Raw genomic sequence first — 19,301 nt, 5'->3', positions numbered from 1 at the left:
CCGCCGACAAAGCGTCATTGCCGTGGGCGCGCGTACGGGGCCGTACCGCACGGATTCGCCGTTGATTGACGCGCTCTGGCTCGGACGTCTACGGTAGGTTTAATTTCGCTCATGTACTCCGTTGACAATAGAGCCGGTCGTCTCATCGAAGTGAGGCTGGCCTCACCGCTCCCGGCTGGCGAGGTCGACGCGTGCATCGCCAGGATCCAGGGCATCGTGACCCAGAACCGGCACGGGGCCGTGGTGTGCATCGAGCTGCTCCAGGTGGACGTGCTCGCGCCCGAGAGCGCGGAGAAGTTCCTGGAGATGATGCGCGTGCAGAACGCCACGGTGCATCGGACGGCCTACCTGCTGCCGGTGGCGAACGCGATCCTGGGGCTCCAGGTCGAGCGGCTCATCCGGGACGCGCACAACTCGAGCCGAAAGGCGTTTCGCGACACCACGTCGCTCGAGGCCTGGCTCGTCCCGGTGATGACGATGGTGGAGGCGCAGCAGCTCCGGAAGTTCCTGTCGCAGCTCGGCTGAGGCGCCGGCGGACACCGAGGAGAACGGGCCGTCGAGGAGGCCGGCCCGGCCGGCCGCGCGCCGGGCGCAACAGGCATCCTGCGGCGCGCCCTGACGAGCGCGATCGGGTCCAATCGACGTCCAGGGGCCCGCGGCCGAGCGCGCCGCTCGGGGCGCCGCCTCGTGGTATACGGGTGCGATGCGACGCGTCGCCATCGTCGGAGGCGGTCTGGCCGGGTGCATCGTCGCGTTCAGGCGAGCGGCGGCGGGCGATCGGGTGACGCTCGTCGAGGCGGCGCCGCGGCTGGGCGGGCAGCTCTGGACCGAGCGGACCGCTGGCTTCGTGGTGGAGCACGGCGCCGAGGGGTTCATCGCGCGGAGCGAGGCGGTGCCCGCGCTGGCGGGCGCGCTCGGCATCGCCGGCGATCTCGTCGGCCAGGAGACGCACAGGTCGTTCGGCTTCGACGGCGCCGCGCTGCGGGAGCTCGCGCCGGGCGAGGCGGCGGCGTTCCTCGGTTTCCAGGTGCCGCGCGACGAGCTCGGCAAGGGGATCCGGACCTTCCGCCTCGGGATGGCGCAGCTGACCGAGGCGCTCGCGCGCGCGCTCGCGAGCGACGAGCGCGTCGACGTGCGCACCTCCGCCGCGGTCGCCTCGCTCGCGCGGGGGGCCGGCGGCGGCTTCCGGCTCGCGCTCGCCGGCGGGGCCGAGATCGACGCCGACGCGGTGGTGATCGCCACCCACGCCGCCGGCGCGGCCGCGCTGCTCGGCGAGCCGGCGCGGCCGCTCCGCGACGCCGAGACGCTCTCCAGCGTGACCGTCTCGCTGGCCTACCCGCGCGCCGCGATCGAGCACCCGCTCGACGGCACCGGCTTCGTGGTCGCCGCGGGGCACCAGGCGCACGGCTTCCGCGCGTGCACGTTCACGACCTCGAAGTTCGCCGAGCGCGCTCCCGCCGGCCATGTCGCGCTTCGCCTCTTCTTCCGCCCCGAGCCGGCGGACCTCGAGCAGATGGGCGACGACGCGTGGGCGGCGCGCGCCGAGGCCTCGCTCGCGCGCGTGCTGCGCGTGCGCGGGCCCGCCGAGCGCGCCTGGGTCTCGCGCTGGTCGAGCGCGCTCCCGGTCTCCACGCCCGCGCATGCGGCGCGGGTCCGGGAGGTCGAGCAGGCGCTCGCCGGCACCGGCGTGCTCCTCGCCGGCTCGGCGTTCCACGGCTCCGGGATCGACGCGGCCGTGCGCTCCGCCGAGGCGACCGCGGAGCGCGTCGGCGCCCTGTCGTGATGTCCCCGACCCGGACGCGGACGATGCGCAGCATGACCACGCGCTTCACCGGCAGCTGCTGCACGCGCGGCGCGGGCGGGCCCCTCGCGCTCGGCCTCGCGGCGGCGTGCGCCGTCGCGGGCTGCCGTGACGCGCCGCAGAGGCCGGTAGCCGAGCGCGCGCCGCCCGTCGCCGAGAGCGCGCCGCCGGCCGCGGCGAGCTCGGCCGCCGCCGTGGCATCCGCGAGCAGCGCCGCGCAGCCGGCCCCGCCCTCGCCCGGCGCGCGGCCGCTCACCGAGAAGGAAAAGCAGGCCCTCGCCGCGAGCAAGGCGGCCCTGGCGAGGGGCCGGCTCGCGACGAAGGCGCGGGATTTCGGCGCGGCCATCCGGGCGTTCACCGAGGCGCTCGCCGCGGATCCGAGCGACGCGCGTGCGCTAGCGGAGCGGGGCTTCGCGCACCTCGGCGATGGCGACAGCGACGCGGCGGAGGCCGATTTCGCCGCGGCGCTCTCGGGGGCCGGCGACCCCGAGCTCCGCTCGCAGATCTGGTTCAACCTCGGGCTGCTGCGTGACAAGGCCGGAGACGCCGAGGCGGCCCGGGTCGCCTATGCGAACGCGCACGCGCTCAAGCCCTCGCCGGCGACGCGCGGCAAGCTCGCCGGCAGGTCGACGTGCGCCGTGGAGGTCCGCAAGACCGGCCTCGAGCACGCCGCCCTCGTGACAGGCTGGATCGAACTCCTCGATCGGGTCGGCCACGACGGGGAGGCGCCCGGCGAGGTGACGACCGAGGCCGCGGCGAGGGCGCGCCTGTGTGGACCCGACGGGAAGAGCGCGAGCGACGGCCCGTGCGCCGGCGACCCGCCGTGGACCTTCCCTCGCGAGTACGCGACGTATACCTACTTCCGCAACCATGTGGTCTTCCCCCGCAAGCCAGGGGGGTTCGTGGTCGCGAACGGCGGTCACTCGGGGGGCTGGCCCGCGCGCTGCCACGGGATGCGCAGCGTGAGCGGCGCGATCAAGGGGGATCTCCTCGTGGTCGAGGGGTACTTCGACGGCACCGGCGCGGTCTTCGACGGGGAGCCCAATGAAGAGCAGCGCTGCCGCGATGGCGTGAGCCACCGGGAGCAGACGTTCTACGACGCGCGCACCGGCCGAGCGGTGGTGGCGCTGCGCTGGCCGGTGGGGAGCGAGGCCAGCGTGACGGTGGAGGGAGGCCACGTGGTGGTCTCTGGGGCCGGGTGCAATGAGCGATTCCGGATCGAGGCCGGTGCCCGATAGGGCACGAGGTGTGCTTTGCTTGCGCAGCTGCCTTCCGCCGCCCTCGGCATATCCAGGGCAAATCGCCATATATCCGCGGCATTCCCCGATTGCGCCGACCGGCGCTGAGGCCCGGCGAGCTCTGGTCTCGAAGGCGAAGAAAAAAAGAATCGACTCGAAGAACTTTTCTGTTGCGCAGCCCCTTCAAGGGGAGTACTCATTCGGCACACAGGGATTCGTTATGTTCAGCCGCCGCGACAACATGCAGCTCATCGCCAACCAGCCCAAGGCCGCAACGCCTGAAGCGATCGTGGCATGGGACCATCTGTTGGGTGGCGATTCCTTGGCGCACGACCACGGATACTCCTGCGGCATCCGCACGTCGCGGAAGCTCGGTAACCCGGAGAATAGCGCCTAGGGGCAGCTAAGCACGCGTCGATCGACGACGTTCGCGAAGGCCGCCTCGGGAGACCCAGGCGGCCTTCGGCGTTTTGGGGCTCGTGAGCTGTAGGTCCGATGTGGGCTGCAGGCCTGTTGTGGGCCGTAGCCTCCTCGTGGGCCTCAGGCCTGCTGTGGGGCGCGAGCGATAGGCTCGCCGAGGAGAGGGATTGTATTGCTTGCAGCGCGTGCGAGGTCGCCGCGCGCTGCGCTGCGCTGCGCTGCGCTGCGCTGCGCGCGCTGCGCTGGGGGATTGCGCCCATGGAAAGGAGGCGCGGTAGAGAATGCGCTGAAAGCATTCGAGTCGATAGCGAATGACGTACGGGGGGATGGTGCGCCCGCGAGGGCGCGATAGGGATTCGTGTGCGTCGTCTCCGGGCGCGGTAGCGCCCGAGCGGCCGTGGGTCGCTCTCTCTCGGCTCGGAGATCGAGCTCTTCAGATCATGACGGCCTGCCGCGCGGCAGGCGATGCGGAGGTGCGCCCTCCGCGCGGACCCGTAGCTCAACTGGATAGAGCAGCCGCTTCTTAAGCGGACGGCTGGAGGTTCGATTCCTCCCGGGTCCACCCGGCGCACCGCTCGGCATTCCATGCCGGCGCGCGCCGTGAGAGCGCAGAGATCGTCGATGCGCTCTCATGGATCCCTCCGTGGAGGGATCGCTCGTTCTGTGACAACCAGGATGTGCAATGTCGATGGAGGCGCGCTGCGCCTCCATGTTCCGGTGTAGCTCAATGGTAGAGCGCCCGCTTGTTAAGCGGTGGGTTGGAGGTTCGATCCCTCCCGCCGGAGCCGCGCCCCCGGCGCTCGGAGGCAGGGCCCGCCTCGTTCACGCGAGGCCCGGGCCCGCCTCCGGCCGGGGGCCGCCGGCGCCTGCCGCGAGCAGGCGCCCCGGGATGGAAAGGCGCCTCATCTGGGGTGAGGAGCTCCGCCGGTTCGAATCCGGCCATCCCGACGATAGCTTGCGTGGGTGTTACTCTTCTGGTGAAGAGGGCAGGTTGTGACCCTGCGGAGACGGGTTCGATCCCCGTACGCCCACCCAGGACGGGTCGATCGCGCTCGGTTATCTTTGGTAGATCCTCCGAGCGCGCCGCTTATCCGTCCTCTTTTGCCCGGGCCCTCGGGCCGGAGGTGGTGTCATGGCCAATTATCTGAAGCACTTCGCCGCGCTGGTCACCCCGCAGCGGCGGAAGGCCCGCGCCGATCAGGTGCAGAACAGCGCCGGTGGCTTCGCCTTCGCCCTGGACGAGTGGGCGAGGCTCGACCGCTGGCTGATCCTCGGCGCGGAGGGGGGGACCTACTACGCGACCGAGCGGAAGCTCACCGTGGAGAACGCCCGCGCCGTCGAGGCCTGCCTCGCCGCGGACGGGCCCCGCGCCGTGCAGCGCATCGTCGACGTCAGCGGCTCGGGGCGAGCGCCGAAGAACGCGCCTGCGATCTTCGCGCTCGCCATGGCCTCCGCCGACCCGAAGCTCGAGACCCGGAAGGCCGCCCTCGCGGCCTTGCCCGAGGTGTGCCGCACGGGGACGGATCTCTTCCACTTCGCTCGCGACGTGCAGGGGTTCCGCAAGTGGGGCCGCGGGCTCCGGTCCGCCGTCGCTGCGTGGTACAACGGCAAGCCCGCCGACAAGGTCGCGCATCAGGCGATCAAGTACCAGCAGCGCGACGGCTTCAGCCACCGCGATCTCCTGCGGCTCGCGCATCCTGTCGCGCCGACCCCGCAGCACGACGCCCTTTACCGCTGGATCGTCGGCGGCATCGAGGCGCTCGGCAAGGAGTCGGCGCGCGGCAAGGCGCTCCCCGTCGGGGAGCTGCCGGACGCGGTGCGCGCGTTCGAATCGCTCCGCGCGGCGACGAACCGGAAGCAGGTCACGGCGCTGATCCGACAGCATCGCTTCACGCACGAGATGCTCCGGACCGAGTGGAAGAACGACCCCTCGGTGTGGGAGGCGCTGCTCGAGCACATGCCCCAGACGGCGCTCGTCCGGAACCTGGGGAAGATGACCGCGATCGGCCTGCTCGCGCCGATGAGCGACGCTTCCCGCAGGGTGGCGCAACAGCTCACCGACGCCGGCCGCCTGAAGGCGGCGCGGGTCCACCCCGTCGCCGTGCTCTCGGCCCTCAAGGTCTATGAGCAGGGGCACGGCGAACGCGCTCGCCGGCGCGAAAACGCGCTCTCGTGGACCCCGGTCCGCGAGATCGTCGACGCGCTGAACGAGGCGTTCTACCTCGCGTTCCGGTCGGTCGAGCCGACCAGGAAGAAGCACCTCCTGGCGCTCGACATCTCCGGATCGATGACCAGCGGTTGTATCGCTGGCATCCCTGGCCTGACGCCGCGCGTGGCGAGCGCGGCCATGGCCATGGCGACGGCGCGGCTCGAGCGCGAGTACAGCGTGGTCGGCTTCTCGGCGGCGTCGGGCGGGTACGGCGGCAAGTGGGGTGGGGGAGTCCCCGGCCTCTTGCCGCTCTCGATCTCGCCGGAGCAGCGGCTCGACGACGTGCTGCGCGCGGTGGAGGGCCTCCCCTTCGGCGGCACCGACTGTGCTCTGCCGATGATCTGGGCGAAGCGGAACCGGGTGGAGGTCGATTCGTTCGTCATCTACACGGACAACGAGACCTGGGCGGGCGGCGTTCACCCGTTTCAGGCGCTCAGGGACTACCGGCAGGCGATGGGCCGACCGGCGAAGCTGATCGTCGTCGGTATGACGTCGACCGGCTTTTCGATCGCCGACCCGACGGACCCCGGCATGCTCGATGTCGTGGGGTTCGATGGGGCGGCCCCCCAGGTGATGGCGGATTTCACCCGGGGTGTCTCGTGACAGACAGCGTGACGGACGGGCTCCGCCGGCCCGTCCGTCCGACGCCGGGGCGCCGCGCGGGCGCCCCCTCCTGCGGGACGCCGCCATGATGGATGGCACCTGTTCTTCATCATTTGCCCGGCCTTGCCCGGGCCGCCGGAGGACAGTTCTCGTGGTTCGACTCCAGCGTCCCGCTCCCAGGAGCTGCCCCCGAGCCCGATCGGATAGGGGCCGGCCTACGAAGCCGGTCGATGCGGGTTCGAGTCCCGCCGGGGGCGCCGGGATCCCGCCCTCCGTCGTCCGCTCCATGGCCCGACCCGGGCCGAAGGACGACGGTTCTCGGATCCCGACCATGCCGCTGTAGCTCAGCCTGGTAGAGCACCTAATGCCGTTCTCCGCCCGCTTGCCCGACCCGGGCCGAAGGAGGACGGTTACCGTAACCTAGGATGTCGCGGGTTCGAGTCCCGCCGGCGGCGCCGCGTTGCCCTCGTATGCATCTGGTGAAGCAGCCTGATTGTCGATCAGGTGAGGGGAGTTCGACCCTCCTCGGGGGCGCCTCGGGAGCTCTCCAGAGCTCCTGCGAAACGGCGCGATCGCTTCATGCCCGGCTCCCTCCAAGAAGAGCGAGCTCGGTCCAAAGAAACCGACGGCTCGCCGTCCAATGCACAAGGAGATGACGATGAAGATCTGACGCGATGATCGCTGGTCCGGGGTGATGGTTCAACCGGGAGAACACTGCCCTCGCACGGCAGGGATCGAGGTTCGACCCCTCGTCGCTCCACCGGACGGGCCGAAGCTCGTGGGTTACCGCCATACCTGTTCCGTGTGTCCCCCACGGCGTCCCTTGCCCGTCCGTTCGTCTCCCGCGACCGCGCGGCGCGGCGCTCTCCCCCGGCCCGCGGTCCTCGTCGCGTGACCACGTCCCCATCTTGCTAGCGGCTCAGGCGGCCGGATTTTCGCTCCGGAGACGCGGGTTCGAATCCCGCTGGGGACGCCGGGCCGCTCCGCTCGCCTGCGTGCTTCCTCGGGAGCCCGCGCCCGAGCGAGCCCCACGGGTGACACCCTGCCCGGGTGGCGAAACGGCAAACGCTGCTGGCTAAAACCCAGCCTACTGGGGGTTCGATTCCCTCCCCGGGCACCGATCGCGCGTGACCTGGAGCGACATCATGAAAAGAAAGAGACGATAACGAGGTGGGCCATGACCGCGCAGACGCTGCTTTTGACGCCGTGGATGGTGCCCCATAAGGTCATCCCGTGGCAGACCGCTGTCACGATGAGCTTCCTGGGCAAGGTGGAGATCATCGAGGAGTACGACGACGTCATCCGGTCGCCGTCGCTTTCCATCAAGGCGCCCGCGGTGGCGCGGCTGAAGCGGCCGACGCTGGGGATGAAGCGCGGCGTGAAGTTCTCGAGGGTCAACGTCCTGCTGCGCGACGGCTTCCGCTGCCAGTACTGCGGCGTGAAGAAGGAGGCACGCGAGCTCAACTATGATCACGTCGTCCCGCGCGTGCAGGGCGGCAAGACCGTCTGGGACAACATCGTGGCCTCGTGCTACGCGTGCAATACGATGAAGCGGGGCCGGACGCCGGAGCAGGCCGGCATGAAGCTGCTCCGCGCCCCGGTGAAGCCGAAGTGGCTGCCCCCGGCGCCCGTCCTGGGCCTGAGCGAGCGGCGCATCCCGGAGGTGTGGGCAGGCTACTGCGCGAGCGCGGGATGACCCGAGCCCCGCGCGCCGGCGCGACCACGACGCCGCCCCACGGGCGAGGCGTCCGGCGCGCCGGCGCGCCTCGGGGCTTCCGCCGCCGGGCGGGCAGGTGCAGGATGGTCGGGCATGGTGACGCGTCCGACGTCCGACGGCATCGAGGACGAGCTCGCGCCGTTCCCCGCGGTCCTGCGCGGCTGGCTCATCGAGGGCGAGCTCGGCCGCGGCGGGATGGGGCGGGTGTTCCGGGCGCGGCACCCGAAGACGCGGGCGCGGGCGGCGATCAAGGTGCTGCTCGGCGATTACGCCCGCCGGCCGGACGTGGTGGCCCGCTTCCGGCAGGAGGCGATCGCCGTCAACATCATCAACCACCCGGGAATCGTCCGCGTCTTCGACTCCGGCGAGCTCGAGGACGGCTCGCCCTACATCGTGATGGAGTACCTCGACGGCCGGGGGCTCCGCGACTGGGTGCAGGCCGTGCCGCCCGCGGATCGGCCGCGGCAGGTGGTGCGGCTCGGCTACCAGATCGCCTCGGCCATGGCCGCGGCCCACGCGTCCAAGGTCGTCCACCGCGATCTGAAGCCGGAGAACATCATGGTGGTCGACGACGAGCTCGCGCCCGGGGGCAGCCGCGTCAAGATCCTCGATTTCGGCATCGCGAAGGTCCTCTGGGGGGGTCTGCCCGAGGTGCTGGAGCTCGAGGGGCGAGGCTCCCTCGCGCCCGCGTCCGCGTCCACGATCCGCACCGAGCTCTCGACGCGGCCGGCGCCGACGGTGGGCGCCACGACCGGCCCAGCGAGCGCGCTGGGCGCGAGCGCCACGCCAGAGAGCGCCCTGGGCGGCGCGAGCGCCACGCCAGAGCGCGAGGCCCACGAGGACGACGCGCTCCGGAGCCTCCCCGTCGTGAGCATCGGCAGGCCCGCGATCCACCCCGCGCCGGTCGAGATCCCGCCCGAGGCGGTCTCCTTCGCGGCGTCGCGCGGGTCGCGCGCGTCGATCGAGCCAGGCGCGCCCGCGCCGCAGAGCGAGGGCGCGGGACAGCCCACGATGCCGTTCACGCAAGAGGGCGTGTGGGGCCTCGGGACGAGGAGCTACATGGCGCCGGAGCAGGAGCGCCACTCCGGGAGCGTGGACGTCAAGGCGGATGTCTACTCGCTCGGCGTCATCCTCTATGAGCTGCTCGAGGGGCGGACGCCCGACGCGCCGAGCGCCGCGTGGCCGCCCCCGATGAGCGCCGCCACGCCGCCCGATCTCGTCGCCCTCGTCCACCGGGTTCTGGCGTTCGAGCCCGAGGCGCGGCCGCGCATGGCGGAGGTGGCGAGCGCGCTTCACCGGCTCGGCCGGGCGAAGAAGGAGCTCGACGAGGCGCTCTCGAGATGGGTCGCCGGCGGCAGGGCGCCGGGGCTCTTGCCGCGCGGCAAGGCGCTGCACGAGCTGTCCGCCTGGGCCCGGGACATCGACGATCTCTCCGGCCTGGAGCGCGGCTTCCTCGACGCGGCCGCCGCCGCAGAGGCGCGCCGCGAGCGCCTCACGCGGGTGCTCCTCGGCCTCGGCGTGGTCGTCCTGATGGGGATGGTCGCGACGACCACCGTGTTCTGGATGCACGCGACGCGGGCGCGCAAGACGGCGGAGGCCGCCGAGCGCGCCGCGCGCGAGCACAGCCGCCTCGAGGCGGCCGCGAACGCTTCGGCGCAGGAGGCGCTCGCGAAGATGAGCGAGGCGCAGCGCGCGACCGAGGAGGCGCTCGCCCTGGCGATGAAGGCGAGCGACGACGCGAAGAGCGCCAACTCTGCCAAGGAGTCGATGACCGAGGCAAAGCGCCTGGCCGAGAACGCCGAGCTCCGGGCGAGGCGCGCGGCCCAGGCCGCGGCCGCCGCGAAGGCCGAGGCCGACGCGCGCTACGAGCAGTCGAAGAGCGCGCTGGAGCGCGAGATCGCCGGCCTCGAGATCGACCGCGAGCGCCTGGCGGCGCGGCTCGATCAGGCCGAGAGCGAGCGCGAGCGGGCGAGGGCCGCGCTCAGATCGAGAGATCACGATCTCAGGACGGCGCTCTCGGAGCTGAGGCGTGAGTCCGCGCGCGTGGGCTGGCTCGAGCGCAAGCTCGACGAGGCCTCCGAGCGGATCGACGCGCTCGAGCGGCAGCGCGAGGAGTGTGTCATGCGGCAGCCCAGAGCGCAGCCGCAGCCCGATCCGCCCCGGGACGGGGTCGCGGTGCCCGTACAGGAGGAGAAGGAGGAGATCGCGACGCCGCCGGCCGAGCCCCCGCTGGGCTCGACGCCGCAGCCGGCGCCTCTCCCGCCGTTGCCGCGCGGTACGACGATATAGCCGCTCGCAGGGGGAACGAGGGAGAGCAGGGCTCGCGCGCCGCCCGCGCGAGCCCCGTGACCTCTTCGCTCGGGGCTAGCTGAGCGTAGGGATCTCCTCGCGACCGCGATTGCCGCCGCGCGCGTCCACGATCCGCACCGTGCTCGCCTGGGGCCCCTCGTCGCCGTCCTCTTCCGTGTAGGCGACGCCCATGCCGATCTTCAGATCGGAGAACGGCGCCGACACGATGCTTCGCTCGTGAAAATAGATCTCCCGACCATCGATCGTCGTGATGAACCCGTAGTCGTTGAACAGCTTGGAAATGACGCCGGCCGTGTCTTGCGCCGGGTGGGACTTCACCTCGCTCCGCTGCTCGCTCGCGAGCTTCTTCAGCTGGCGGACGGCGCGCTGGAAGACGTCGCGCACGGCCGCGGGCAGCAGGTTCCTGGCGGCCCGCTCCTCGCTCACGATCTCGTGCTTGCCGGCCACGTGGAGATCGACGCGCACCCGGTACTCTCCGCCCGTGCCCTGGCTCGCGTGGTCGCGCTCGACGACCACGGCGCAGCTGTTGATGTGGTCGTTGAAGCGCTGGATCTTGTTCGCTTGCTCCCGGATCAGCTCCTCGAGCGAGGGGCTTTTGTCGATGTGTCGGAAGGTGAGCTCCACTTGCATGCTCGCTCCTTTCATCCTGCGTCGCTGGGACGCGTCACTGCTGCCGATGTGAATCGCTGATTCGTACCAGCCGATTCCAGTACATGTGCGGGGTGTCTGATTTGGGTACCAGGTACTGTCCGGACCTCGCGAGCATCTGTGCGGTCGCCCGGAACGCGCGCCGCTCCGGATCGGCCAGGTCGACGTAGACGGCGTCCTGCAGCAGCCGGGCCCCCTCGGGCAGGACCGGGATTTCCCGGAGCTCGCCCGAGGTGAAGTCCTGAAGCTGGCGCGTCGGCTCCTTGATGTCCGACGCGAGCTTCACGCTCGGATCCAGGGTGGAAGGCCCGCCCCCGATGTTCTGCCCGGCCATGTGGTTCGGGCTCAAATCGCGCTGCAGCTCATCGGGATGCTTCTGCTTCGCCTGCTGCGCAGGTTCCGAGTGGTTGCTCTTCGCGACCATGAACACCTCGTGTGTGCTTGACGTGAGCAGGTAGCAAGTTCGCTGCCACGGTCGCTCCGCCGCGCGGCAGCCGCGGGCGGCGAGCTCCGCGGTCGACCAGCGCCGGGTCGGGTCAGGGCGGCGCAGGCTCTGCGCGACAGGCGCAGGTTCTTGCGTCCGTCGTGGATCTCCAGGCTGGCGCGGGGAGCGTGGCGAGGAGCGGCGGAGCGTCCTCCTCTGGGGCAGTTTGCGACACGCGGGGCATCTCGGGTCGTTCCGTCACATCTCGTCGGAATGCCACGCGCCTGTCCGGTCCGGGAAATCGGGGCAGCACGATGCGAGCGGGCTCGACAGCACCAGGCGGCGGGGGTTGACCACCGCAGCGGGCCTTCGGTCGCGCCGAGCGACTCGGTGGTTCGCCCGCCGCGCCGCAGCCGTGCCGATCGGGAGCAGGTGCGCACGGCGCGTCGCGCCGGCGCTGGGCGGCACCCAGGGGAGCGAGCGCGAGGGCGAGCGTTCGCAAGCTCCCCTCGCCAGGCTGCGCGAGCTCTCCTCGCCTCGCGCTCGGAGGAGCCCCGCGAGGCATAGCGCCCCGCGCTCGGGCCGTTCGGAGCGCCGGACGCCGTCGGCGCGAGCGCTGGTCGGCCTGGACGCAGGCATCGCGGCGCATCGGCCCGGCCGTCCGTCGGCGGGCGCGCCGGCCGCGCCCCGAGCGCCGCTCAGCGGATCTCGAAGACGTAATCCGTGTCGTAGGTGCGGACGAAGAGCTTGCCGTCCTTCTCGACGAGGTAATCAGGCCCGCTCTTCAGCGAGAGCTTCGAGACCACCTTGCCGGTGGCGCGCTCGAGGACATAGAGGAAATCCGGCTCGGCCGTGAAGCCGTAACCGCAGAGGAGATGATCTCCGCGGAGGACGAAGTTCTCCGCATTGCAGACGAGCGGCGCGCTCTGCCAGAGGAGCTGCCCAGACGCGAGATCGACGGCTGACAGGTAAGCGTTCTTGCCCTTCGAGGAGGCCGCGTACGTCCTGTGCCCCGACGAGACGTAGAGCACGCCGTCCTTGACGACGGCCCAGCCGACGTGGCCCCGCACGAACTCGGCCTCGTTGGGAGCGATCTCGGGCGGCGTGAGGAAGCTCTCGAAATCGAAGAAGGCGACGACCCCGTGCGCCGCGTCGAGGATCGCGACGAAGCGCTCCTCGGCGAAGCTCGAGCCGTAGAACAGGGCGAGGTGATCGCCGTGATCGATCGCCTTGACGAGCGGTTGATCGCGGTAGCTCTCGGGAACGAAGGAGGGGAGGGGACGGGAGCCGCTCGCCCCGCCCGCGGCCGCGCTCGGAATCTGCAGCGTCGGCAGCGACAGGCCGTTCGCGGTGAACCACGCCGCCTCGTCCGTGATCTTGTTCTTCTGCTCGGCGATCTTCACGAGGCGCGGGGCGGCGGAGCTCCCGGCCGGCGCGGGCCGGAAGAGCGTCTGACCGAACGGCGGCGGCGCGAGCTTCACGGGGGACCTGCCGTCGAGCGACGATGCGCGCGCCCCGCCGGCTCCCGGCGCTGGATCGCCCGCGGCCGTCGGCGCAGGCTGCGCGGCGCTGTCGCCCGCGGCCGCTTTCAGGGGCCGCGGGGACGGGGCGGCGACGTGAGATGACGGCGTCGCGGCGCCGGGGTGCAGCGAAGCGTCCTGGGGGGCGCGGGCCGGCGACGCGGCGCCCGGCTGGCAGGCACACACGGCGAGCAGCGCGGCGGCGGCCAGGCGAGCACGGCGACATGGCTGAGCTGAAGGAGGGGTGGCAGGCACGCGCGCAGCGTACCTCATCCACCGGCCCGGGGGGCGCTACGCCGCGCCGCGCGGCGCCAGAGCTCAGGGAGAGGGGGTGAAGGAGAGGCGGAGCGTGTAAGGCCCCACGTCTCTCAGGCGGTACGCCTCGACGAAGATGATCAGGGGCACGCCGCCCTCGACGGCGATCGAGCGCCTCTCGTCCCTGCCGGCGATCTCGCTCTCGACGCACGCGAGCTCGCGGCCCGAGCAGCCCGTCCGCACGTAGAAGCCTTGGTCGGTCGCGGAGGACAGCACCAGCCTGAGCGTGCCGCTGCTCGGCGGCGTGAACGCGTGGAGCCTCTCCGGCGTGCCACGGGCGGTGCAGGTGCCGTCGAACACCGTTGTGCCGCCCGTCGTGTCGCCCGCATTGTTCCCCAGAATGGCCACGGGCGCGTCCGCGCAGACGTCGTCGATCTCCACGGCGCACGCGGCGGAGCAGCCGTCGCCGTCGACGGTGTTGCCGTCGTCGCACGTCTCCGGCTCGCTGACGATCCCATCGCCGCAGGTGGCCGGCGAGAACACGAGGTCCAGCGTGTACGGCCCCGCGTCGGCGCGCGTGCGGGCGTCGACGACGATCGGCACCGCCTGGTCCTTGCGCACGACGACCTCGATCTCCTCCGCCTCGGGCTCGGCGCCCGAGGCGACGTGCTCATCCTTGCACGCGATCTCGGTGGACGCGTCCGTGCACGCCGCGCGGGCATAGAGGCCGTGGTTGCTCTCCGACCGGAGCACGACGAGGAGCTTGCCCGACTGGCCGGCGGGCGGCGTGAACACGTGGATCTCCTCCGGCCCGGCGCCGGTGCAGCTGCCTTGGAGCACGCTCGTGCCGCTCGACGTGTCGCCCTCGATCGTGGTCGTCACCGGCGCAGCGCCCGCGCAGGCTGCGCCGACGAGCGGGCGGCAGGCGGCCGCGCAGTCGCTGTCCGCGCAGTCGACCTGGCCGTCGCCCTCGTCGTCCTCGCCGTCGGAGCAATCGATCTCGCCGAGCTTGCAGAGGCCGTCGCCCCTGTCGCACAGGCCGAGCGCGGCGCACTGCGCGTTCTCGGTGCACGCCGGGATGCACGCCGTGATCTCGCCGCCGATGTCGCTGCACTTGTAGCCGTCGCGGCACTCGTCGGTCGTGCTGCAGCGACGGATGCACAGGCCCCGATCGCCGAAATCGACGCAGACGCCGCCCTCGTCGCAGGCGCCCACGATGGGATCGCAGAGGCCCGCACAGGACCCGGCCGGCCAGCCCCAGTCGGTCTCCTTGATGCAGTACTCGCCGTCGCACGCCCCATGGTAGGTGCACGCCGCGCCGTAGTTGACGGGCGTCCCTCCACCGCCGCCGGTGCCGGTGGGCTCGGCGCCGCCGGTGCCAGTGGGCTCGGCGCCGCCGGCGCCGCCGGTGCCGGTGGGCTCGGCGCCGCCGGTGCCGCCGGCGCCGCCGGTGCCGGTGGGCTCGGCGCCGCCGCTGCTGCCCGTGCTGGTCGCGCCCGATGCGCCGGCGCCGCTGCCCGTGACGCCGGCGCCGCCAGCGCCGCCGGAGCCGCCATTGCCCCCTTCGCCTCCATCATCACCGCATCCGGCGGTCGCCGAGAGCGCGAGCACAAAAAGACCTGCAACGAGTCGTACGTTCATCCACCCGCTCCACCACAAGAGAGATCGTCGAGACGCGGGGTGCACCCCACCCCACGGCGCAGCCACGCCATCTTCAGCGCAACGGCGTGGCCTGCCAACCCCCCGGTTCATGTCGCCGGCGCTCCGTGACTGCCGCTCTCGGCCGCTGGATCCGAGCGGGACACCCGTCCCTTTCGCGAAAAGAGGGCCCACGGAGGCGGCGGGCGGAGCATGCGCGCACACCGGTCCGCACGTGGGGCGCGTGCGTTCGCGTGCGGCGTCGCGTACGGTCGCATCCGATGAAGCCCGAGAAAGCATTGCTCCTCTCCCAGTCCGATGTGGTCTCCCTCCTCGCGATGGACGCGGCGATCTCCGCTGTGGAGGCGGCGTTCGCGGCGTATGGCCGCGGCGAGGCCGCGATGCCGCCGAAGGTGTACCTGGGGCTGCCTGCCCACGACGGCGACCTCCGTGCGATGCCGGCCTACGCCGAAGGGGCGGCCGGGGTGAAGTGGGTCAATTCGCACCCGAAGAACCCGGCGCGCTTCGGCCTGCCGTCCGTCATGGGGCTCTACATCCTCAGCGATCCGGCCACGGCGGCGCCCCTCGCCGTGATGGATGCGACCCGCCTCACGGCGGTACGGACCGGCGCGGCCGCGGCGATCGCGTCGAAGCACCTCGCGCGGCAGAGCCCGAGGACGCTCGGCTTCATCGGCTGCGGCGTGCAGGCGCGCTTCCTGCTCGACGCGCACCGCGTCGTTTACGGCGATCGGCTGGAGGTGCTCACCGCCGACGTGTCGCGCGAGGCGAGCGAGCGGTTCGCGGCCGAGGCGGGCGGGCGCGCCGTCTCGGTGGAGGAGGCCTCCGGCTGCGACATCCTCTGCACGTCCACGCCCGCGCGCGCGCCGGTCGTGCGGCGCGCGTGGGTCCGCCCGGGGGCGCACATCAACGCGATGGGCGCCGACGCGCCCGGCAAGCAGGAGCTCGATCCGGAGATCCTCCGGGACGCGCGCGTGATCATCGACGACTGGGCGCAGGCGACCGAGAGCGGCGAGGTCAACGTGCCGCTGCACGAGGGCGCCCTGCACCGCGAGCACCTCCAGGGGACGCTCGGCGAGGTCGTCGCGGGCAAGCTGGCGGGGCGCGGCGACGCGGCCATCACGGTGTTCGACTCGACCGGCCTCGCCATCCAGGACGTGGCGCTCGCGCGCGTCATCTACGCCGCCGCGCGCGAGCGGGGCGCCGGGACGGCGTTCGACTTCTTCGGCTGAGCGCGGCGCCTACAGCCTCCTCGCGCACCGCATGCCGAGGCTGTAGTAAGGGGCCGACGGCGCGACGCTGACCCGCGCGGACGTCAGCAGGTAGCTCGGCGTGCCGAAGCTGCTCCCGCCGCGGACCACCCGGTTCGAGGTGTCCGTCAGGTTGGCGCAATCGACGCACTCCGCCGGATAGGTCCCGTATCCATCCAGCGTCCACTCGCGCATGCTCCCGCCGAGATCCGCCTGCGTCCACCGCCCGTCGCCCTTCGGCGAGCGGGATCCGACGGGCACGATGTCGCTGAAGTCGCTCTGGAACGTGCAGCCGGGCGCCGCGCTCTCCCTGCAATCGTAGGAAGCGTAGCTCGGGTCGATGGTCGTCGACTCTGGTGGATTCGACCACGGATACTGCCGCTGCTCGCCCCCTCCGGCCGCAGCGTAGTTCCACTCGGCCTCGGTCGGGAGGCGGCCCCCGTCCCACGCGCAGAACGCGAAGGCGACGTACCAGCTCACGCAGTTCATCGGCAGGTGCTCCTGGCCGCCAGCCTCCTCCGTCCACGTCCGCATGTCCGGGTTGTCCGGATTGCACATCACCGCGGCTCGCAGCGCCGCCGCGTCCGCGGGCAGCTCGCCGTTCCAGGCCGGGTTCCACCCGCTCCCCGGGATGCTCGGGTGCGCTCCCGCGTCGGCCGCGGGCTGGCTCGCGGGGTACGCCGCCACGAACTTCCGGAACCGCCCCACCGTCACCTCGAAGCGATCGAGCCGGAGGTCGCTCACGGTCGCCGGGTATGCGGGATCGCTGCCGCGGTGGAACGTCCCCCCGGGCACCACCGCGCTCGCGCAGCAGCTCTCGGTCGCGCCGGGACCGCACGTCGACGGCAGCCCTTCGCAGCTCGGGGGGGTCGCGCACGCCGCTCCGCGGCACACGGGAGCCTCCGCGGGACACGGCTCCGGGGCATCCCACTGGCCGTCGTCGTTGCACCGCGCCAGCAGGTCGTCCGAGCAATGCGTGTCGCCGGGCGTGCACGCTCCAGCGCCGCCGCCGCCATGACCGGCGCCGCCGCGGCCCGAGCTTGCGTCGCCGCCGCCGGAGCCGGCGTCGCCGCCCGAGCCCTCCATCGAATGATAGTCCTTGTCGAGCCCCAGGAGCGCCGTGCAACCGCTGGCCATGAAGGCCGATGCTGTCCACCACCATCCAGCGCGCACACTTCGCATCTCTTCTCCTTAGCTCGCTCACGGGTCCGTTCGGCGCAGAGCGCGTACGCCTCGCGCCAGCTCGGGCAGCTCATCGGCGGATGCCCATGGTCCCCGGACTCCTCGGTCGATGTCGAGCCATGTCGAGCGCGGCGAGCCCAGCGCGCACGTCACCGCGGCCCGCGGCGCGGCCGGCTCCGCGGGCGAGCGAGGCGGCGTCGCGGTCGATGCCGGGCGCGATTCCCATGAAGGAGGGAAGGCAGGAAGAGCATCGAGCTTTCTTCCCGCCTTCGAGCTCGAATCCGGCCACCTCCGAGGGCCCCGCCGCAGGAGGAGGTGGCCGAGCTCGGCGGCCGTGGATTCAGACGGGCGCCGGATCGCCGCCGGCAGGCGCTGCCGGCCGCACCGGCGCCGCCGCGGGCGCTGGCGGCGCCGAGGCCGAGGCCGAGGCCGAGGGCGCGGGGGCCGGGGAGGGGGCCGGGGCGGGCGCGGGGGCCGGGGAGGGCGCGGTCTGGGGCTGGGGCGCGGCGGCGCGCTGGGGCGCGGCGGCGCCGCGCTCGGCGGCCACGGCCGGGAAGCGCTCTGCGGCCGCGGGGTCGCGCCGCTCCAGGTAGCGGCCGAGGTGGAAGATCTCGACGTAGGCCGCGAGCCAGTGGGTGTACGCCCGCTGCCGGAGATCGCGCGGCGAGCCCTTGGCCGAGGTCTCGCCGGCGTCGAGCAGCCCGAGCAGCTCGGTCGCGTCGGCCTCGGCCTCGTTCAGGTAGCTCTCCTTGACCGGCGTCTGGCCCTTGATCGCCGGCCAGTGCTCGCGAAACAGCGCGACGAGCCGGACGGTGTCCTCGGCGTCGTCGCGGATGCCCTTGCCCCGCTGGATGTCGGCGACGACCGCGCTCGCCTCGGCGTCCTTGCGGAAGACCGGCACGGCCCACGCCGAGAGGAGCTCGTCGTGCTCGCGGACCTTGCGGACGAGCGCCGCCCGGCGCTCCTTCTGCGCCGAGGTCCACGGCGCGTCGACCGCGAGATCCGCGGCGTAGAACACGAGCGCTCGCGGTTCGAGCGCGTCGAAGTCGGCCCGGCGCTTCTTCGCCTTGGCCGGGGAGAGCTCCTCGGCGAGCCGCGGCACGAGCGGCGCGAACTCCTGCCGCAGCGCAGCGGTGAGCTGGAGCGCGCGCTCGCGCGAGACGCGCGGCCGCTCCAGCGCGTCCGAGGGGAGCTCGAGCAGGGTCGGCTTCATCTCGGCGAAGAGGTCGTTCATTCTCTTGGGTTCAGGGCTCATGTCGGCTCCTGGGTTGGTAGGGTGAGGCGTAACCGGAGGACGTTACCGAGCGGCAAACGGCGGCATCAAGGCGGTGGCAGGATCTCGGCGGCGGTGGGGTGATGGCGGCGCCGACGTTGGCCCTGCGCGGCGTCACCGACGGGCGGAGCGAGCGGGCCGTGATCGTCGCGAGCGCAGGGCGAGGCTGGCGCAGCGCGCGGCGCGTGGTTCGAGCCCTCGGCCGCCGATCTGCCGCGCAGCGGCGCGTGGCACCGCGGCGGATCTGGCGATCGGGGTCCGCGCCGGCGCTCGCAGCCCGCACCAGGGGGCGCTGGCGAGAGCGGCGGGCGAGCGTGCTCGCGACGTTCCGCGGATGCGCCTCCGTGCCGGCATCGGTGCGAACGGACATCCGCGGATCCGCTCTGGTACGAAAGACGGTGAGATCCGCCATCCCGAGATCGCCGGGCGATCCATGGTGGGCTCCGGCTGGCATCCCGGGATCGCCCGCCGCCCGCCGCGTGGGCTCGCGGCGTGCACTCTGCGCCACCGCCGCTGCCACCGGTTCCGCCGCCGGCCTCTCCTCCGGTGCCCGGGCCCCCTCCGGTACCGATCACACTGCCACCGGCCTCTCCTCCGGCGCCAGCATCCCCTCCGGTCCCCGTCGCCATGCCGCCGGCTTCCCCACCGGTCCCGCTCCCGCCGCTGGCAGACTCACGCCATTACGCGCGAGCTGTCGCAAGCGTGTCTCCATTTCTGCTGCTCAGCGTCGATATTTCGAATGCCCTGCTCCCGGAGCGCTGATATCACTCCGCCGCGGGCAACCTCGATGGGGGC

Annotated in this window: 14 protein-coding genes and 9 tRNA genes; 17 read left to right on the top strand and 6 right to left on the bottom strand. The window is 72.3% G+C overall.

Annotation, left to right across the window (positions count from 1 at the left end; all coding sequences use genetic code 11):
- Nucleotides 1-150 precede the first annotated feature (150 nt).
- The 16 genes from WMF20_RS33080 to WMF20_RS33005 all read left to right on the top strand — a co-directional run bounded on the left by WMF20_RS33080 (nucleotide 151) and on the right by WMF20_RS33005 (nucleotide 10,277).
- A complete protein-coding gene (locus WMF20_RS33080) occupies nucleotides 151-525 on the top strand; it encodes a hypothetical protein (protein WP_020738635.1) in 375 nt (124 codons plus the stop codon).
- Nucleotides 526-703: 178 nt separating this feature from the next.
- Nucleotides 704-1,783, top strand: a complete 1,080-nt coding sequence (locus WMF20_RS33075; RefSeq protein ID WP_437605833.1) for a protoporphyrinogen/coproporphyrinogen oxidase — start codon at nucleotides 704-706, stop codon at nucleotides 1,781-1,783.
- Nucleotides 1,784-1,815: 32 nt separating this feature from the next.
- On the top strand, nucleotides 1,816-3,039 hold the full coding sequence (locus tag WMF20_RS33070; RefSeq protein ID WP_437605832.1) for a tetratricopeptide repeat protein: 1,224 nt from the start codon (nucleotides 1,816-1,818) through the stop codon (nucleotides 3,037-3,039).
- Between the two features lie 220 nt (nucleotides 3,040-3,259).
- Nucleotides 3,260-3,436, top strand: coding sequence for a hypothetical protein (locus tag WMF20_RS33065; protein ID WP_437605831.1), 177 nt, complete (start codon nucleotides 3,260-3,262; stop codon nucleotides 3,434-3,436).
- A 511-nt stretch (nucleotides 3,437-3,947) separates the two neighbouring features.
- A tRNA-Lys gene (locus WMF20_RS33060) sits at nucleotides 3,948-4,021 on the top strand.
- Between the two features lie 151 nt (nucleotides 4,022-4,172).
- Nucleotides 4,173-4,244 (top strand) — tRNA-Asn (locus tag WMF20_RS33055).
- A 175-nt stretch (nucleotides 4,245-4,419) separates the two neighbouring features.
- Nucleotides 4,420-4,494, top strand: a tRNA-His gene (locus WMF20_RS33050).
- Between the two features lie 97 nt (nucleotides 4,495-4,591).
- On the top strand, nucleotides 4,592-6,271 hold the full coding sequence (locus WMF20_RS33045) for a TROVE domain-containing protein (RefSeq protein WP_437605830.1): 1,680 nt from the start codon (nucleotides 4,592-4,594) through the stop codon (nucleotides 6,269-6,271).
- A 185-nt stretch (nucleotides 6,272-6,456) separates the two neighbouring features.
- Nucleotides 6,457-6,528 (top strand) — tRNA-Arg (locus WMF20_RS33040).
- A 76-nt stretch (nucleotides 6,529-6,604) separates the two neighbouring features.
- Nucleotides 6,605-6,726 (top strand) — tRNA-OTHER (locus WMF20_RS33035).
- A 7-nt stretch (nucleotides 6,727-6,733) separates the two neighbouring features.
- Nucleotides 6,734-6,805: transfer RNA gene (locus WMF20_RS33030), tRNA-Asp, on the top strand.
- A 154-nt stretch (nucleotides 6,806-6,959) separates the two neighbouring features.
- Nucleotides 6,960-7,031 (top strand) — tRNA-Ala (locus WMF20_RS33025).
- 139 nt (nucleotides 7,032-7,170) lie between these two features.
- Nucleotides 7,171-7,244 (top strand) — tRNA-Glu (locus WMF20_RS33020).
- Nucleotides 7,245-7,315: 71 nt separating this feature from the next.
- Nucleotides 7,316-7,388 (top strand) — tRNA-Phe (locus WMF20_RS33015).
- A 60-nt stretch (nucleotides 7,389-7,448) separates the two neighbouring features.
- The gene (locus tag WMF20_RS33010) at nucleotides 7,449-7,967 is read left to right on the top strand and encodes an HNH endonuclease (protein WP_437605829.1); all 519 of its coding nucleotides are present in this window, start codon (nucleotides 7,449-7,451) and stop codon (nucleotides 7,965-7,967) included.
- 114 nt (nucleotides 7,968-8,081) lie between these two features.
- Entirely contained in the window at nucleotides 8,082-10,277 is a 2,196-nt protein-coding gene (locus tag WMF20_RS33005) for a protein kinase domain-containing protein (protein ID WP_437605828.1), read from the top strand.
- Between the two features lie 75 nt (nucleotides 10,278-10,352).
- Here WMF20_RS33005 and WMF20_RS33000 read toward each other — a convergent pair whose 3' ends face one another.
- The 4 genes from WMF20_RS33000 to WMF20_RS32985 form a co-directional block, all read right to left on the bottom strand.
- Nucleotides 10,353-10,928 (bottom strand): HPF/RaiA family ribosome-associated protein, encoded by a 576-nt coding sequence (locus tag WMF20_RS33000; RefSeq protein WP_437605827.1) that lies wholly within the window; start codon nucleotides 10,926-10,928, stop codon nucleotides 10,353-10,355.
- A 34-nt stretch (nucleotides 10,929-10,962) separates the two neighbouring features.
- Nucleotides 10,963-11,370: a hypothetical protein gene (locus WMF20_RS32995; RefSeq protein WP_437605826.1), complete on the bottom strand. Its 408-nt coding sequence runs from the start codon at nucleotides 11,368-11,370 to the stop codon at nucleotides 10,963-10,965.
- A 698-nt stretch (nucleotides 11,371-12,068) separates the two neighbouring features.
- The gene (locus WMF20_RS32990; RefSeq protein ID WP_437605825.1) at nucleotides 12,069-12,851 is read right to left on the bottom strand and encodes a hypothetical protein; all 783 of its coding nucleotides are present in this window, start codon (nucleotides 12,849-12,851) and stop codon (nucleotides 12,069-12,071) included.
- Nucleotides 12,852-13,208: 357 nt separating this feature from the next.
- Nucleotides 13,209-14,786, bottom strand: a complete 1,578-nt coding sequence (locus tag WMF20_RS32985; protein WP_437605824.1) for a DUF4215 domain-containing protein — start codon at nucleotides 14,784-14,786, stop codon at nucleotides 13,209-13,211.
- 278 nt (nucleotides 14,787-15,064) lie between these two features.
- On the opposite strand from WMF20_RS32985, the gene WMF20_RS32980 reads away from it, so the two are divergent.
- The gene (locus WMF20_RS32980) at nucleotides 15,065-16,033 is read left to right on the top strand and encodes an ornithine cyclodeaminase family protein (RefSeq protein ID WP_437605823.1); all 969 of its coding nucleotides are present in this window, start codon (nucleotides 15,065-15,067) and stop codon (nucleotides 16,031-16,033) included.
- A gap of 9 nt (nucleotides 16,034-16,042) precedes the next feature.
- Here the strand turns inward: WMF20_RS32980 and WMF20_RS32975 are convergent, their stop codons facing one another.
- Nucleotides 16,043-17,188, bottom strand: a complete 1,146-nt coding sequence (locus WMF20_RS32975) for a formylglycine-generating enzyme family protein (RefSeq protein WP_437605822.1) — start codon at nucleotides 17,186-17,188, stop codon at nucleotides 16,043-16,045.
- 385 nt (nucleotides 17,189-17,573) lie between these two features.
- On the bottom strand, nucleotides 17,574-18,488 hold the full coding sequence (locus WMF20_RS32970; RefSeq protein WP_437605821.1) for a hypothetical protein: 915 nt from the start codon (nucleotides 18,486-18,488) through the stop codon (nucleotides 17,574-17,576).
- Nucleotides 18,489-19,301: the final 813 nt, after the last annotated feature.

The sequence above is a fragment of the Sorangium sp. So ce834 genome (assembly GCF_051521425.1).
Lineage (GTDB): Bacteria > Myxococcota_A > Polyangia > Polyangiales > Polyangiaceae > Sorangium > Sorangium cellulosum_D.
The sequence above is the reverse complement of the archived record's forward strand: the minus strand, read 5'-3'. Positions and strand labels throughout refer to the sequence as shown.